16 protein-coding genes are annotated in these 15,549 nt (G+C 40.3%); 12 read left to right on the top strand and 4 right to left on the bottom strand.

What is annotated here, in order from left to right; genetic code table 11:
* Window positions 1–22 precede the first annotated feature (22 nt).
* Window positions 23–2,092, bottom strand: a complete 2,070-nt coding sequence (locus tag QL986_RS17240; RefSeq protein WP_138686749.1) for a TonB-dependent receptor — start codon at window positions 2,090–2,092, stop codon at window positions 23–25.
* A 56-nt stretch (window positions 2,093–2,148) separates the two neighbouring features.
* Window positions 2,149–2,805 carry a YoaK family protein gene (locus QL986_RS17235; protein ID WP_138764997.1) on the bottom strand — a complete coding sequence of 219 codons (657 nt, stop codon included), beginning with the start codon at window positions 2,803–2,805 and terminating at the stop codon, window positions 2,149–2,151.
* A gap of 143 nt (window positions 2,806–2,948) precedes the next feature.
* Here QL986_RS17235 and QL986_RS17230 point away from each other — a divergent pair, with 143 nt between their 5' ends.
* The 4 genes from QL986_RS17230 to QL986_RS17215 all read left to right on the top strand — a co-directional run bounded on the left by QL986_RS17230 (window position 2,949) and on the right by QL986_RS17215 (window position 5,412).
* Entirely contained in the window at window positions 2,949–3,197 is a 249-nt protein-coding gene (locus QL986_RS17230; RefSeq protein ID WP_013464176.1) for a TIGR03643 family protein, read from the top strand.
* Between the two features lie 72 nt (window positions 3,198–3,269).
* Complete coding sequence (locus tag QL986_RS17225; protein WP_024601530.1) at window positions 3,270–3,641, top strand: hypothetical protein; 372 nt, start codon at window positions 3,270–3,272, stop codon at window positions 3,639–3,641.
* A gap of 21 nt (window positions 3,642–3,662) precedes the next feature.
* Entirely contained in the window at window positions 3,663–4,742 is a 1,080-nt protein-coding gene (locus tag QL986_RS17220; RefSeq protein ID WP_290191756.1) for an endonuclease/exonuclease/phosphatase family protein, read from the top strand.
* Between the two features lie 133 nt (window positions 4,743–4,875).
* The gene (locus QL986_RS17215; RefSeq protein WP_290191755.1) at window positions 4,876–5,412 is read left to right on the top strand and encodes a DUF924 family protein; all 537 of its coding nucleotides are present in this window, start codon (window positions 4,876–4,878) and stop codon (window positions 5,410–5,412) included.
* Between the two features lie 70 nt (window positions 5,413–5,482).
* On the opposite strand, the gene QL986_RS17210 is transcribed toward QL986_RS17215, so the two are convergent.
* Complete coding sequence (locus tag QL986_RS17210; protein ID WP_016900150.1) at window positions 5,483–6,859, bottom strand: NAD-dependent succinate-semialdehyde dehydrogenase; 1,377 nt, start codon at window positions 6,857–6,859, stop codon at window positions 5,483–5,485.
* 200 nt (window positions 6,860–7,059) lie between these two features.
* Here QL986_RS17210 and QL986_RS17205 point away from each other — a divergent pair, with 200 nt between their 5' ends.
* The 3 genes from QL986_RS17205 to QL986_RS17195 all read left to right on the top strand — a co-directional run bounded on the left by QL986_RS17205 (window position 7,060) and on the right by QL986_RS17195 (window position 9,235).
* A complete protein-coding gene (locus QL986_RS17205; RefSeq protein ID WP_290191754.1) occupies window positions 7,060–8,094 on the top strand; it encodes a nitronate monooxygenase in 1,035 nt (344 codons plus the stop codon).
* A gap of 6 nt (window positions 8,095–8,100) precedes the next feature.
* Window positions 8,101–8,667: a Crp/Fnr family transcriptional regulator gene (locus QL986_RS17200; protein WP_090494584.1), complete on the top strand. Its 567-nt coding sequence runs from the start codon at window positions 8,101–8,103 to the stop codon at window positions 8,665–8,667.
* Window positions 8,668–8,728: 61 nt separating this feature from the next.
* Window positions 8,729–9,235 carry a YgjV family protein gene (locus QL986_RS17195; RefSeq protein ID WP_024601536.1) on the top strand — a complete coding sequence of 169 codons (507 nt, stop codon included), beginning with the start codon at window positions 8,729–8,731 and terminating at the stop codon, window positions 9,233–9,235.
* 28 nt (window positions 9,236–9,263) lie between these two features.
* Here the strand turns inward: QL986_RS17195 and QL986_RS17190 are convergent, their stop codons facing one another.
* Window positions 9,264–9,779, bottom strand: a complete 516-nt coding sequence (locus QL986_RS17190; protein WP_013464184.1) for an NUDIX hydrolase — start codon at window positions 9,777–9,779, stop codon at window positions 9,264–9,266.
* Window positions 9,780–10,006: 227 nt separating this feature from the next.
* Here QL986_RS17190 and QL986_RS17185 point away from each other — a divergent pair, with 227 nt between their 5' ends.
* The 5 genes from QL986_RS17185 to QL986_RS17165 are packed head-to-tail and all read left to right on the top strand — an operon-like array spanning window position 10,007 to window position 15,527.
* Window positions 10,007–11,347, top strand: a complete 1,341-nt coding sequence (locus QL986_RS17185) for a sigma-54 dependent transcriptional regulator (protein ID WP_016900152.1) — start codon at window positions 10,007–10,009, stop codon at window positions 11,345–11,347.
* A gap of 17 nt (window positions 11,348–11,364) precedes the next feature.
* The gene (locus tag QL986_RS17180; protein ID WP_028834349.1) at window positions 11,365–11,574 is read left to right on the top strand and encodes a hypothetical protein; all 210 of its coding nucleotides are present in this window, start codon (window positions 11,365–11,367) and stop codon (window positions 11,572–11,574) included.
* 18 nt (window positions 11,575–11,592) lie between these two features.
* Window positions 11,593–13,077, top strand: coding sequence for a sensor histidine kinase (locus tag QL986_RS17175; protein WP_290191753.1), 1,485 nt, complete (start codon window positions 11,593–11,595; stop codon window positions 13,075–13,077).
* Between the two features lies 1 nt (window position 13,078).
* Window positions 13,079–13,540, top strand: coding sequence for a response regulator (locus QL986_RS17170; RefSeq protein WP_290191752.1), 462 nt, complete (start codon window positions 13,079–13,081; stop codon window positions 13,538–13,540).
* A 25-nt stretch (window positions 13,541–13,565) separates the two neighbouring features.
* On the top strand, window positions 13,566–15,527 hold the full coding sequence (locus QL986_RS17165; protein WP_290191751.1) for a response regulator: 1,962 nt from the start codon (window positions 13,566–13,568) through the stop codon (window positions 15,525–15,527).
* The last annotated feature ends 22 nt before the right edge of the window (window positions 15,528–15,549 follow it).

Raw genomic sequence — 15,549 nt, 5'->3', positions numbered from 1 at the left:
TTTATATAGCGCATTTTTTGTTTTACCACTGGTAACTTACAGACAACATGGCATTACGTGGTTTACCTGGGAAGTAACGATCCCCAGTAAAGCTGGTGTAATCGGCGCGCTCAGCGTAGGCTGTGTTAGTTAAGTTTATAATTCGGGCACTCAGTAATAGCTGTGGACTAATTTGCCACTGGCCGCGCAAGCTTAAAATATCGTGGCCTTGATATTCATGTAAGTTTTCAGGGTCGGAAAAGTAGCGGCTCACATAGTGCCATTGCAGCGCAAGGCTAATACTCTCGTTGGCTTGCCAGTTAAAATCGATATTAGCAACCTTTCGAGGTGCGGTATCAATATCGTTACCTTTAATATTAATGCTGCCAATAACTTGCTCATTCGAGTACGTATGCTTGGCATAGGTGCCTGCAAAATTAACAGATAAGTGCTGATTAAAGCTATGCGCTAATTCAAGCTCAATACCGCGATGCCGAGTTTGGCCGTCATTAACAGTAAAAAAGTCACTGTCGCGGTAGATGGTATTGTGCTTGCTCATCGCATACATCGATAAGCCATAGCGAGTATTGTTGTACACCCCTTTAATACCCATCTCAGCATTATTAGCTATTTCTGCGTCTAAGTCGGCAGTACTTTGCTCGCGTTGTAATTGATAGAGCTCAGCCGCTTGGGGGGCTCGATAGCCTCTTGAAAAATTAGCGTATAATGTATTGTTAGTATTAAGCTGATAGCTCACCCCGAGTTTTGGCGAAAGATTACTAAAGCTGTTTTTAGTGCTTTCGGGGCGGCTATAACGACAGCCACCAAAACCACATTCGTTGCCATCCTCTTTTGTACGCCCTGCAAGCATATTATTTTGATAGTCATATTGCATGTGCTCATAACGCAGTCCTGCGGTTATAAGCCAATTATTTAGTTGCCAATCAATAGCGGCAAATGGAGCATATAAGGTGGCGTCAACTTGGTAATCGTAATGTTTACCTTGCGGCACTGTGGCTACTAAAAACGCAGAACCTTGAGTCGGTTTATCTTGGGTTTGTAAAAAATCGGCTTGAGTAAACTCACCATCAAAACCAAGTTTTAGGTTGGTATTGTCGTTCACATAATGTTGATAAAGCGATTGTAGGCCAAACCCTGTTTGACTGTTTTTTTCGAGCGGAGTACCGGGTAAAAAGTGTTTGAAAAAGTCCATGCTTTGGTCACGAAGATAAGGAGTAACAACAAGCGTGTTCTCACCTAATTGCCAGCTTACTTTACTCCAAGCCCTAAGCGAGCGAGCTTTTCTAAAGGCGTCAGGATCAAAATTTTGCTGTGCAATATCTTCATCTTTATAGCTTTGAAAGCCACTAATATATCCTGCGGTTTGTTGGTCTAAGTCGGTATAGGTCAACCCCGATATTAAACTTAAGTTGTTGTTAGCGTATCGATGTCGCACATTTATTTTTTGTTGTTTAACGCTTTCATCATCTCGGTAACCGCCATCATCGGTAAAGCTGGCATTAATACCGAACCCTGAATTATCCATAGCATGGCCTGCACGCAATTTATAGCGAGCATAACCGTAAGAGCCATAATCAACACCCAGTAAACCACCACCTTGGGTCGTGTCTGGTGTAATGACGTTAATTACGCCATGCACTGCATTTGAGCCATACAGTGCAGTGCCTGGGCCTTTTAATACTTCAATACGCTGTGCCATCTCACTATGTGCTTCAAATAGCTCATTAATATTACAAAACCCAGCTGCACGAAGTGCAATACCATCTTCAGCAGTTAAAATCCCTCCACAAGCCCCCGTACCAGAAAGCACCTGCGAGCGCAGGGCGGGTAAATACTCTTGACCATTACCACGTTGTACATTGGCACCTGCAACGCGTTGCAGTGCTTCTTCTACATGGGTAGGGGCAATAAGCTCAAGCTGTGATTCGCTTAATACACTGATCACCAAAGGTAATGGGGTGGAAAGCGCTTCACTACGTGATGCTGTGGTTGTGATACGTTCAATTGATTGCGCGGTATCTTCAGCACACGCACTATTAATTAAACTTAACTGACTGCATAACAATAAAGAGGGTAAATAGTAATATTTCATAAATTCCAGCACATCGGCAAGTTGATAAGTTTAGGGTAGGGGATTTTGTGAATTGGTTAAAGCACACTCAACCTATAAACCCGATAAGTAATCGATAAAACAATACAAAAAATGCCGGGCACAACTAAAGTCAGCACTGAGTAATGTTTAAATAGCAATACGCCTACCACTCCGCCGGTTAAAAAACCGGCAATAATTAATACAAAAACAATGCACTTTCTAGTATCGAATGTTTGTCCTTTTAGGGCTTTTCCAAACATTAACCCTAAGTCGGTAAATATACCGGTTAAGTGAGTGGTTCGCACAACTGCGCCGCTGTAGTTAGTGGCTAAAGCATTTTGTAAGCCGCAGGCGGCAGAGGCGAGTGTAAGTGAGTAAGGATACGAATGTTGAAGTAGCTGTGCGCTTAACAGCAGTAAAATACCCTCAATAAATAAGAGCGTATCGTAATGGCGTCCTAACTTAAGTGACCCGCCTGAGAGCATTAACCCTGTTAATGCCGAGCCAAATATAAAACTCAGTACAATCGCAATTAAAAATAACGCTGCATTGATGTTGGTAGTAAGTTCAATAGCTAATGAGGTAATCGACCCCGAAACATGAGAAATTGCTTGCTGTTCAAATCCTAATAAGCCTACAGCGTTTACCATACCGGCAATAAAAGCGAGGGTAAATGCACCATATTCAACCCACTTAGGTAGTTTTGTAAACATCCTTTAAGCCCCAGTTTCAGTATGTAGGTTTATCATACACTTAATTAAAGTTAATAAATAAAAAGAGGTTATATTTTTAACATCACAAGCAAGTGATGATCGCTAAATTTAACTTTTGCGTATTAACCCAATTTGGAATAAATATGTTTAACCAAGAACAGCAATCACGGATTATAGAAATGGCATGGGAAGATAGAACACCGTTTGAAGCCATTGAAAATCTTTATGGGCTAAATTACTCTCAGTTAGTTAATTTCATGCGTGACCACATATCTAGCGGCTCATTTAAAGTGTGGCGTAAGCGCCATGCCGGGCGTAAAACTAAACACCTAAAGTTGCGCGACCCCGCGATTATGCGCAGTCATTGTAAAACACAGTACAAACAGCGCTAACTTTAGGGTTTCATGTGTTGTTCAGGCTTAAGCGTTAATAATCTTCAGTAATAACCACACTGGAGAACAGCCATGAAAACACTAATAAGTATTTTATTAATGGTTTTTACGCTAACGGCAACAAACGCATTTGCAGTGCCACACAAAGACAAACATGAAAATAAGCATGCGAATAAACACCACTGGAAAAAGCATAAATATAACCAATACCATGACAAAAAACGAATCTCTAAAAAACAAGCAAGGCATTTAATTCGCCAAGGGTGGACTCCACCAGGATGGCACACCCGTTATCATCAAGGCGATATCCTCGAGCATGATATTTATAAGCGTGCTAGAGTAATAGACCGAGAAAGAGACACAGTGCGAATAGAAGTTGATCGCACTATTATTCATCTAGTGCACGACACTCGTGAAATTCTCTCTATTTTACAGCGCCATTAGGTACCATATAAGGACTTATAAATGCTCATAGTGTTGGCGGTAATTACTGGCTTTTTGTTGTTAATAACCTTATTGCCGCTGTCATACAGTCAGCATTATTTAGTCCGTAGCTGCGATTTTGTGCGCTTGCAGGTGTGTTACCTAGCAAGCGCTGTAATTATCGTTGCACTAATAGGTATGTGGCAAATCGACTTTATTGCATACTCATTAATAGCGGCTGTTGCTTTAATTATTTGTGCGCTTCAAGCTAAGTGGATTTATCCTTATACATGGCTTGCTAAAAAAGAGGTGCAAAGCGCACCGGAAAATATCAACCACAGCATTCGTATTATGTCGGCTAATGTACTTATGTCGAACCACAATAGTGAGCAGCTCATTAGCCTTGTTAATACCTATGAACCCGACCTACTCATCACTCTAGAAAGCGATAGCTGGTGGCAAGATAAGTTATCTGTGCTTAAAAAAAACTACCCTTATCAAGTACAGTGCCCAAAAGATAATCGTTACGGCATGCATGTATTTAGTAAATTTAACATACTCGATGCACAAATTTGTGAACTTATAGAAGATGATATTCCTTCTATTCATATTTTATTTGAAAACCATCAAGGGCTAAAAATGCAGGGGCATTTTATTCATCCCGCGCCACCAAGCCCAACAGAAAAAGATTCATCGCGTCCGCGCGATAGCGAACTAATAATGGTGGCTAAAGCGCTTAAAAATCCAAGCCGCCCAACGATAGTCGCCGGCGATTTAAATGATGTAGCTTGGTCACGCAGCACCCGTTTATTTATGCAAATCAGTGGCTTTTTAGACCCACGTAAAGGACGGGGCTTTTATAACACTTTTCATGCTGGTTACTTTTTTATGCGCTGGCCGCTCGATCACTTATTTCACTCTACAGGTTTTACTGTAAAGCGTATCAAACGTGTTGCTAAATATGGCTCCGATCACTTTGCTCTGCTTACCGAACTTGTTTATGAAGATGCTAATCAGCAATCACTCGAAACAAAGCCCAGCGAGCTTAAACAGCAAGACATACAAGAGCTTGCTATGAGCAAAGCCGATAAACGTAAAGTGCCTAGGTTTGAAAAAGGCTAGATTAAGTACAGGTGTTAGGTTAAAGGCTTTAGGCGAAAGGCAAAATTAATACATTAGGGTCGTGCTTTTTAAATTTGCGGGATTTTATATAGCGAGCTATTTAGTTGAGTGTTAATTAACAAAGAGATTCATTATGTTTAATAAAATTATCAACTTTTGGTTTACAGAGCTTGAGCCAAAGCAGTGGTGGCAAAAAGACGAGGCGTTTGATTTGATGATTCAGGCTCGTTTTGGCCAATTACACCAGCAAGCGAGTGCGAGTGAGTTATTTCAATGGCGTGAGAGTGCATTAGGCAGCCTAGCTGAAATTATCGTGCTTGATCAGTTCTCGCGAAATATTTATCGTGACAAGCCAGCATCATTCGCCTGTGATTCAATGGCTTTAGCGTTAGCACAATCGGCCATTACAAAAGGGTTTGATAAGAAGTTGACGGATGAGCAGCGAGTATTTTTGTATATGCCTTTTATGCACAGCGAATCGCAGTTAATTCATAAGGAAGCAGTCCGGTTATTTAAGGCGTTAGGTATTCAAAATAACTTAGACTTTGAGTATCAACATAAAGCGATTATCGATAAATTTAATCGTTACCCGCATCGTAATAAAATACTGGGGCGGGAGTCTACAGAAGAAGAACGCGAGTTTTTAAAACAGCCCAATTCAGGTTTTTAGATTTATCAGGCAAAAAACACCGCGCTTATTACAAGCGCGGTGTTTAGTTTTATTAACCAGATACCTGATATTAGCTATTAATCATGATGCTTTTAACATTCACAAACTCGCGAATACCAAAGCCGCCATGTTCTCTGCCATAGCCACTGTCTTTAACACCGCCAAATGGTAGGTTCGGTTGTGCGAGTCCGTAACCGTTTATGTTGATCATACCGGTATCAAAATGCTTTTTAGCCAGCTCAATGGCTTTTTTCTCATCTTTTGAAAAGATGCCGCCGCCTAGTCCATAACGGGAGTCGTTGGCAATACGCATAGCGTCGTCATTATCTTTGGCTTTAATCAAAGATGCCACAGGGCCAAATAATTCGTCATCATATGCAGGCATCCCTGGTGATAAATTTTCTAGTACTGTAGGTGGGTAGTAATAGCCTGTTTGCTGCGGAATTTCGCCGCCTACAATTACTTTTGCGCCTGCATTTACCGAGTCTTGCACTTGCTGATGAATTTTGTCGCGTAAATCTTCTCGTGCCATAGGGCCCAGTTCAGTATCTTTATCCATAGGGTCGCCCATTTTAATTGCTTTAAATTGCTGGCTCAGTGCTTCTTTAAAGTCATTGTATAATGAGTCAACTACCACAAAACGCTTGGCAGCCACACAGGTTTGGCCATTGTTAATAATGCGGCCCTGCAAACAGGTTTTAACTGCCAGTGCGAGGTCAGCATCATCAAGTACAACATAAGCATCGTTACTGCCAAGCTCCAATACCGTTTTTTTAACGTGCTTACCGGCCTGCTCAGCTACTTTTTTGCCTGTGCCATCACTTCCTGTGAAGGTAACGCCACTAATGTGTTTATGAGAGATAAGTGCGCTGGCTGTTTTTCCGTCAATTAGTAAGTTACTAAAGCAATGCTCAGGGAACCCAGCTTGTTTAAATAAGGTATCTATTTTTTCAGCCATACCAAACACATTGCCCGCGTGTTTTAATACCGTGGTATTACCCGCCATAATATTTGCGGCACTGTATCTAATAACTTGATAAAGTGGGAAGTTCCATGGCTGAATACCTAGCAACACGCCTGTGGGGCGATAACTTATAATTGCACGACCGCCTTGCATATCGCGTTCTTCGTCGCTCAGCATATCGGCGCCATGTTCTGCGGTATAACGGCAAATGTCAGCACAAAGCTGCACTTCTTGAAAGCCTTGTTCGTACACTTTACCCATTTCTTCGGTCATCAGTTTAGCAAGCGCTTCTTTTTGCTCTTCAAATAAAGAGGCTAGCTTATTCAGGTATTTAGCTCGCTCAGTAAACGAGGTTAATCGCCATGTTAAGTATGTTTCATGAGACTTTTCGATCACTTGTTCTGCTTGAGCTTGAGAAAGCAGCGTATAGCTATTGATGACTTGCTCGGTTGCGGGATTGATCGTATCTACTGTGTTACTCATTTTACCTCCTAACAAATTATGTAATAGGATAGGTGCAAAACCAAAGCCAGTTGGGCGATAGTTTATAAAAATTCATAACTTTTTGTTAATAATGGTTTTTATATTACTTTATACAAAAATCTAGATTTTGTTTGTTCGTTGTTTTTGCTATGGTTCTGTAAATACTGCAAGTTGTTGAAAAAGTTACAGGGAGTAGTTAGATGATACAGTCATTGTTTAATATCGATTTACCGATAATTCAGGCACCTATGGCGGGTGTTCAAAATGAGCAACTTGCTCTTGCTGTGAGTGAGGCTGGAGGGTTAGGCTCTTTGCCTTGCGCCATGTTATCACCAGCACAATTAATTGAGCAGCTAGAAGTACTTAGCCAAAAAACAACGAAACCTTTTAATCTTAACTTTTTTTGTCATAGGGTTGCTGATTACACGAACGAACAAAAGCAGCTATGGCATAATATGCTGGCACCTTATTTTGCAGAGTATGAAATTGACCCGCAAAGTTTAACCGCAGGGGCATCCCGTCAGCCTATAAACCAAGCCGTTGTTGATATTATTGCATCCTATAAACCGGCGGTTGTGAGTTTTCATTTTGGTTTACCTAAGCACGCTATTGTGGCGCAAATAAAAAGCTGGGGCACTAAAGTAATTTCAACGGCGACCACTTTAGATGAAGCTATTTGGCTCAGTGAAAATGGCGCTGATGCTGTTATTGCTCAGGGTTTAGAAGCTGGAGGGCATCGAGGGCATTTTTTATCAATGGATTTAAGCTTGCAACAAACCACTGAGCAGTTAGTTAAGCGTTGTGTTGAGCATTTATCATTACCGATTATTGCTGCAGGAGGTATTGCAACGCCAGATGATGTTAAGCATATGAAAGTGCTGGGAGCCAGTGGAGTTCAAGTTGGTAGCGCTTATTTATTATGTAAAGAGGCAAAAACATCTGCTTTACATCAGCAAGCTATTTTAGAGCAGGCTCAAGATAGCACCGCACTAACTACTTTGTTTTCAGGTCGGGCTGCGCGGGGGATTCAAAACCGCGTCATGCTCGAGTTAGGTACTATGCCAGAGGGCGTGCCTTCGTTTCCTCACGCTAGTAGCGCAATAACTGCATTAAGAACATGCGCTGAAAAAGCAGGCCAAAGTGATTTTTCGCCTTTATGGTGTGGTCAAAAGTATGTGCCTCGGGTGGGGGTATCAGCTGCGGATATTACGCATATTTTAATGAAAAAATGGTAATGTTTAATGCCTGATAACCCACTTTTATCGCTTGGCGATAGTTACGAAGTGCTTATAAATAAGCTTAAAACACAATTGGCAGGTATTTACCCTCAACAGCTTGTCGCGCGCAATACCGTGTTATTGCCCCAAGGCGATGTACAGCGTTATGGCTATTTAATTGTGGAGGGGGTTTTAGGTGCTATTCATGATGATATTGATGGCGGGCAAAAATGCAAAGAGTTTTATTTTAAAAATGAGTTTGCATTGCTGTTTGCCAATTGGATGACCTCAAGCCCCGCTTTTTACCAATTAAAAGTAATTAATGAGGCAAGTGTAATTAAAGTACCGCTAACACTATTTGAGCAAGCACAGTACCAACTCATTAAGCAGCAACTCATTGCGCAGCAACTAATATTTAAAGAAGCCAAAGAAGCATTTTTATTACTCAACAGCCCCGAGCAGCGATACTGTTACTTGCTTAAACATAAACCGCATTGGTTGGCGCAGTTAAGCTTAAGCCAAGTGGCTATGTATATAGGTATTTCGGCTATTTCGTTATCACGAATTCGTAAGCGACTTAACTTAAGTTAAGTGCTGTTTTTATAAAGCACTATACACTCCCCATTTTTAAGCCTTAATGCCTTGGAGTGTTATGTTTTTAATTGCCCAATCATTGGTTGCCGTCGCGACTTTACTCGACTTAGCTTCATTTCAGTTTAAGTCCCGACGCATTATCTTATGTTGTTTATTTACCTCTGTGTTATTAACCTCAGTCCACTTTTTTATTTTGGGTTATAACAGTGCCGGCTGCTTAATGCTTATTGCCGCGTTACGTTATTTTTACTGCATATACTTTAAGCATACTTGGGCCATGTTTGGATTTATGGCAGTGAGTTGTTTAGCCGTTTATTTAACATGGCAAGATTGGTTTAGTGGCTTTGCGCTGGTGGCGACATTAATACAAACCATTGCTTCATTTCAAAATAGAGACTTGCACTTGAGGTTATGTATGGTGGTGGGAACCTCTTTTTGGATAACGCATAATATTTTTGCTGGCTCCCCTGTGGCAATAATTATGGAAAGCCTATTTTTAAGTAGTAACTTATTTGGTTTATATCGATTTTATATTAGTAAAAAAGTCTTGCTGAACCTCAAGTAGGAACGTAAAATGCAGCAATGTAAACTTATTAAAAGAACTGTTTGGCAATTTCTTTTAATAAAAAGGTTTCTCGAATAATCGACAATCCTTGTTTATCGCTATTAGCTAATGTGCGTTCGTTGTGAGCTATCGCCTCAAAAATATTTACCCATTTAGCTTGCATACCATTTTGTTGCTCATAGTGCTCAAGCTGTGCTTGGCCGAGTTGTTCGTTAATTTCGCATACATAACAGTATGACTTTATATGAATAATATCAAAGTCATCTTTGTACCAAGGACGATATTCTTCATAGAGGCCAAACTCACTGCAGATTTTTATATTTTGCGCGCCAGTTTCTTCATTAAGCTCTCTGATAAGTCCTTGTTCAATGCTTTCGTGTAAGTCTACGCCACCACCGGGTAAACTAAAATCGTCATAGCGCTGAGTGTACATTAATAAAATGTACTGCTGTTTAAATACAATTGCGCGAGCAGTAGGGCGAGTAAACTGACGACCTTGAGTAATATTAATAGTGGGGTGAATAGTGGTTTTTAATAGGCGCATAACGACTCCAGCAATAAAGGTAAATTATATCAGTTGGTTGTATTAATTACTTCATTGTTAAAAAGTAATTAACTGAAAAGATTGTTAATTTAAGCGTTTATACATATATCTGTAGTTATAATGGCGAACTATTAAAAAATAAAATGTCATTGTTTTAGTCCTGCTCTGAATACCTTTCATTTGTTTAAAGGGGTGAGTAGAATAATAAAAAAGCATAGGGATTAATCATGTTAAATATACTTTTAGTTGATGACGACATCGAATTTAGTGATGTTATTTGTCATATTGTTGAGTTTCTTGGGCATAATATTCAAACTGCAACCAGTTTAGAAGAAGCGCATCAGTGGTTTGAGAATAATTCCTTTGATCATGTATTACTGGATTTCATGTTACCCGATGGTAGCGGCTTGCATTTATTAGATCATTTAAAAATGATTGGTCAATCTCCTAAAGTCACTCTTATTTCAGGGCACCCATCGGTTAAGGGGATTTTAGCCGATATGTGTGAGCCCAATGTAACGCATTTATTAAAGCCGCTGCAGCGAGAAGATTTAGAACTGGTTTTAAATGGTCCTAAAAAAACTGTTAAAAAAGCTAAGAAAAACGCTATCACCCATCATTTTGATACCTTAATTGGTGAATCTGAGGCAATGCAAAAGCTCTATACTATGATAGAGCGCGTAGCTAAAACCAATGCTAACGTTATGCTTATGGGTGAAAGCGGAGCAGGTAAAGAGGTGGTAGCGCAAGCGATTCATAATGCCAGTCAATGCGAAGGACCTTTAGTTGCTAGCAACTGTGGCGCCCTTTCAAAAGAGCTTATTGGCAGTGAATTATTTGGTCACGAAAAAGGCGCATTTACCGGTGCCATTGCCCGTAAAGAGGGCGTGTTTGAACAAGCCGATGGCGGAACGTTATTTCTTGATGAAGTCACTGAAATGCCGATTGATATGCAGCCTAATTTACTGCGTGTACTTGAAACTAAAAAAGTAACACGGGTTGGCGGTAATCGTGAGTTACCAGTAAATTGCCGTGTTATTTCAGCGACTAATCGCTCCCTTACCGATTTAGCGCAGAATAATATTTTACGTGAAGATATTTACTTTAGGCTCGCTGTTTTTCCAATTGATATACCGCCACTACGAGAGCGAAAAGAAGATATTCCATTACTCTCAAAAGCATTTTTAGAGCAGTTGAACGATGAAAATGGTACAGCGTTTGCTTGGGCTAACGAGCAACTTAAAGAGCTGCAAACGTACGACTGGCCAGGTAATGTACGTGAACTTCGTCATGCAATTCATCGCGCTTTTATTATGAGCGATCCACAAACAAGCGATGTGGCACTGCCTGATAACCTAGAGTCACCTTTTTCACGAGTAAATAATCAAGCTCAGGAAAATCAGGTTTCTGCAGGACAAACCATTGAAGAAGTTGAAAAAGAGCTTATTCATGCAACACTCGATAAAGTACAAGGTAATAAAACATTGGCTGCACAAATGTTAGGTATAAGTACTAAAACGCTTTATAACCGCCTTAACGCATATGGTGGCATTGGCGAATATAAATAAAACAACATGAGGATAGTATGGCATTAACTAAACAAATAAAGCCTTTAAACGAATTAGTACATGATGCGCGGGCACCGTTAAATCGTATTTCAATGAATGCTGAGCTTATCAAGCTAGTACTTGAAAACGATATGCCCGTCGAAAAAGCACTCGAGGCACTCGATAAAATAATTGTTAATTGCCAAGCATGTAGTGACAGTTTACAGCTTATTTCAGACTCAAAATAATAAAAACCAGGACGATAAATGATTAAACGCAAACAGCAAGGCAAAGCAAATGTAGTATGGGCGTTATTTATCTCCATAATACTATGCATTATTGTAGGTAATGCATTTTTAGCGGTTAATACCATACAAGGCTTAACGCGTACTCAGCAAAGTTTAGATAACACTAATATGTTAAGCACGGCGATAGAGCAATTGCACCTTTCGGTAGTGCAAGCTGAGTCGGGGCAGCGTGGGTATTTATTAACTCAAACGGATGATTATTTAGTGCCTTACTACGATGCTATCGCACAAATAAAGTCTCAAACGAACCATGTGAGCGCCTTACATTCTGAAATTGACGGGCAGGCTGAGCGTATTGCACAGCTGTTACTCTTGGTTGAAGCTAAAATAGCTGAGCTTAAAAAAACGGTTAAATTAGCATTAAATGATAAAGAAAAACGCGCTTTAGTAATACTGAACTCACATGAAGGGCGAGACCTATATAGAGAGATCCGTCAGCGAGTTAATGATATACAAGAACGTGAATTGCTGTTTAAAGTCAGTCACTTTTCGAAATTAGCACAAATTAAGAAAGAAGCTAAAATCACTTTTGGTATTACTGCAGTGACCAGCGCATTGTTGATTTTGGGTATGTTTTTATTGGCTAGACTTAATTTAAAAAATGCGGCCGAGTATCGTGCTGAGCTTGAAATGCAAAACGAAACCTTAGCCAGTAAAGTGACCGAACGTACCCAAGAACTTACGTTATATTCTGATGAGTTAAGTCGCAGTAACCGAGAGTTAGAAGAGTTTGCTTTTGTTGCCAGTCATGACTTGCAAGAGCCGCTAAGAAAAATCCAAGCATTTAGTGATCGGCTTGAAAGCATGTTTAAAGACGAGTTGGGCGAAAAAGGCGCAGATTACATTGCCCGCATGAAAAATGCCGCACAAAGGATGTCTAATTTAATTAATGATTTATTAGAGTTCTCTCGAGTAACAACTCGAGGTAAAGATTTTACCGACACCAATCTAAATAGCATACTTAATGATATTTTAAGCGATTTAGAAATAGCCATTAATGAGTCTAATGCGCAAGTGATAACGGTTGATATGCCAATCATTCAGGCTGATCCGAGTCAAATGCATCAGCTGTTTTTAAACTTAATTTCAAATGCAGTGAAGTTTAGAGCGCCTAACGTAAATCCTGTTATTGATATTAGCTTTGAACGAATTAGCGAGTTTAGTGAAGACCATAATAGTAAAGTAAGTTGGCATGTCATTACCGTAAAAGATAATGGTATCGGCTTCTCTGATGAGTACGCGGATAAAATATTTGTGCCATTTCAGCGTTTACATGGCCGTTCAGAATATAAAGGAACCGGCATTGGATTATCTGTGTGTCGCAGAATTGTAGAGCGACATGGCGGAACTATTACAGCAATAAGCACCCCTAACGAAGGCGCAACCTTCATTATTAAACTACCTGTGGATGCAGAGTTATTCACATTACAAGGAGAGGCATAATATGCCATTAACAAACGTAAAACCCATTACCATTTTAATGGCAGACGATGATGAAGATGATCGTTTATTAACCCAAGATGCCCTCGCTGAAAGTCGCGTTTTAAATGAATTACACTTTGTTGAAGACGGTGTAGAGCTTTTAGAGTATTTAGAGCGTAAAGGCAAGTTTGAAGATAAAACCCTGTCACCAAGACCTGGCTTAATTTTACTTGATTTAAACATGCCGAGAATGGATGGACGTGAAGCACTTCAAGCGATTAAAGCCAACCCTAATTTAAAAGGTATTCCCGTTGTTATTTTAACTACTTCTAAGCAAGAAGAAGACATGGTTAAAGGTTATAACCTAGGCGCTGCGTCTTACATAACTAAGCCGGTTACGTTTGACGGGTTAGTTGAGTTGATGAAAACGCTGGGTAAATACTGGGTTGAGTTTGTAGAGCTACCAAGCACGTTTAACGATTAAGCATATTATTAAAACAGGAGACGCTATGTTAGCAAAGGCAACGAAACTGCTATTGGTTGAAGACGATGAAGATGATTATATTTTAACTCGTGACTATTTAGAGCAGCTCAGTTCCCATGTGTTTGACATAGAGTGGATAAGCTCTCCTGAGCAGGCAATACATGTACTAAGTAAAAATGAGCATGATATTTGCCTGCTTGACTATCGCTTAGGTGCCTCAGATGGCTTAAGTGTTTTAAAGCAAGCGATTAAGAATGGCTTTTGTGGGCCTATTATCATGTTAACGGGGCAATCTAACGATGCGCTAGATTCGGCTGCGCTTGATGCTGGTGCGGTTGATTACTTAGTTAAAAGTGAAATGAGTGGTAGCCGGTTTGCCCGTTCTATTCGTTATGCTCTAGCACGCCGCGATGTAGAAGATGAGCGGGTGGAGCGTTTAAAAGCGGAGGCTGAAAACCGTTCAAAAGACCGCTTTTTAGCGCATTTAAGCCACGAACTGAGAACTCCCTTGTCGTCTATTTTAGGCTATACCGAACTACTTATGCTCAGTGATTTTAGCAAGCAAGCTGAAAATGAGTTGGGCGTTATTTATCGTAATGGCAAACACTTATTGAGCTTACTGAATGATGTTTTAGATTTATCTAAAATTGCAGTCGATAAGCTTGAGCTAAGCTTGGGGGATGTTAATCTTGATAGCCTAATGGCCGACGTGTTTACGCTAATGCGTGTATCAGCCCTTGATAAAGGTTTATCATTAAAATTTGAATCATTGGAGCCTTTGCCATTAGTTATTCGTGTAGATGCTACTCGGGTTCGACAAATTCTCATTAACCTGATAAATAATGCGATAAAATTTACCGAGCAAGGCGAAATTATCGTTAACGCATGGACAGAGACGGTGGCTGAACGTGAAATGCTCTTTTTTAGCATTAAAGATTCAGGCTTGGGTATTGCTCCAGAAAAACAAGCACTCATCTTTAAGCCTTTTGAGCAAATTGCCGATGTAGAGTCGCGCTCAGTAGGTGGTGCGGGCTTGGGATTAGCTATTTGTTCTGAGCTACTTAGTCGTATGCAGGGCACCATTTCATTAGATTCTTATGTAGGTGAGGGCTCAACGTTTACCATTTCCTTATACCCTGGTGATATCAGACAGGTAGAGCGCAATTTATTAAAACTTGATTTAACCCCCAACATGCAGCAAAAAGTAGCGCCATGCGAAGTAAGTGGCAAAGTGTTGGTGGTGGATGACTTACGCGATTTACGCGTGTTAGTTGGCCATTTAATTGGCTCAGCGGGTGCAGATGTAGATTATGCCGATAATGGCAAACAAGCGCTTGATAAGGTTAAAAAGCAACTCGCAGAAGGGCGCGCCGCTTACGATATTATATTTTTAGATATTCATATGCCGGTTATGGGCGGAAAAGAAGCAGCGATTGAACTTAGAAAGTTAGGGTTTAAAGGGGCGATTATTGCTTTAACCGCGGCCACCATGAAAGGCATTCATAACGAACTAACCGCGCTAGGGTTTGACGATATGATTGCTAAACCTGTGGATTCCAACTTACTTTACCAATGCTTAGAGTCAGCGCTGGGGAAAAAAACACAACGTGTTTCATCGATACAGCCAACGCCAAAACATAATACTAATATAAAGCGATTTTTATTAGTGGAAGACGATGCTGATGCCGGACAAATTACTCAGTTATTATTAGAAAGTTTGGATGTAGACACGGATATAGCAACAAGTGTCAAAGACTGTAAGGCGACGCTTGAGCATAACAGTAATTACGACAAAGTATTACTCGATATGCATTTACCCGATGGTTCAGGTTTAGAGCTTGCTGGGTTTATTAAAGAACACTATCCTGATATTCAACGAGTTATTATTAGTGGAATGGAGCCTGATGCCGTACACATTAGGCAGCTAGAAATAGAGCAAGTTTTGCTTAAACCAATAAACTTGGCGCTATTAAGTAAACTTGTTTAACGCCACTATTTGCCAATTTATA

Source organism: Pseudoalteromonas sp. APC 3250, assembly GCF_030407915.1.
Lineage (GTDB): Bacteria > Pseudomonadota > Gammaproteobacteria > Enterobacterales > Alteromonadaceae > Pseudoalteromonas > Pseudoalteromonas tetraodonis.
The sequence above is the reverse complement of the archived record's forward strand: the minus strand, read 5'-3'. Positions and strand labels throughout refer to the sequence as shown.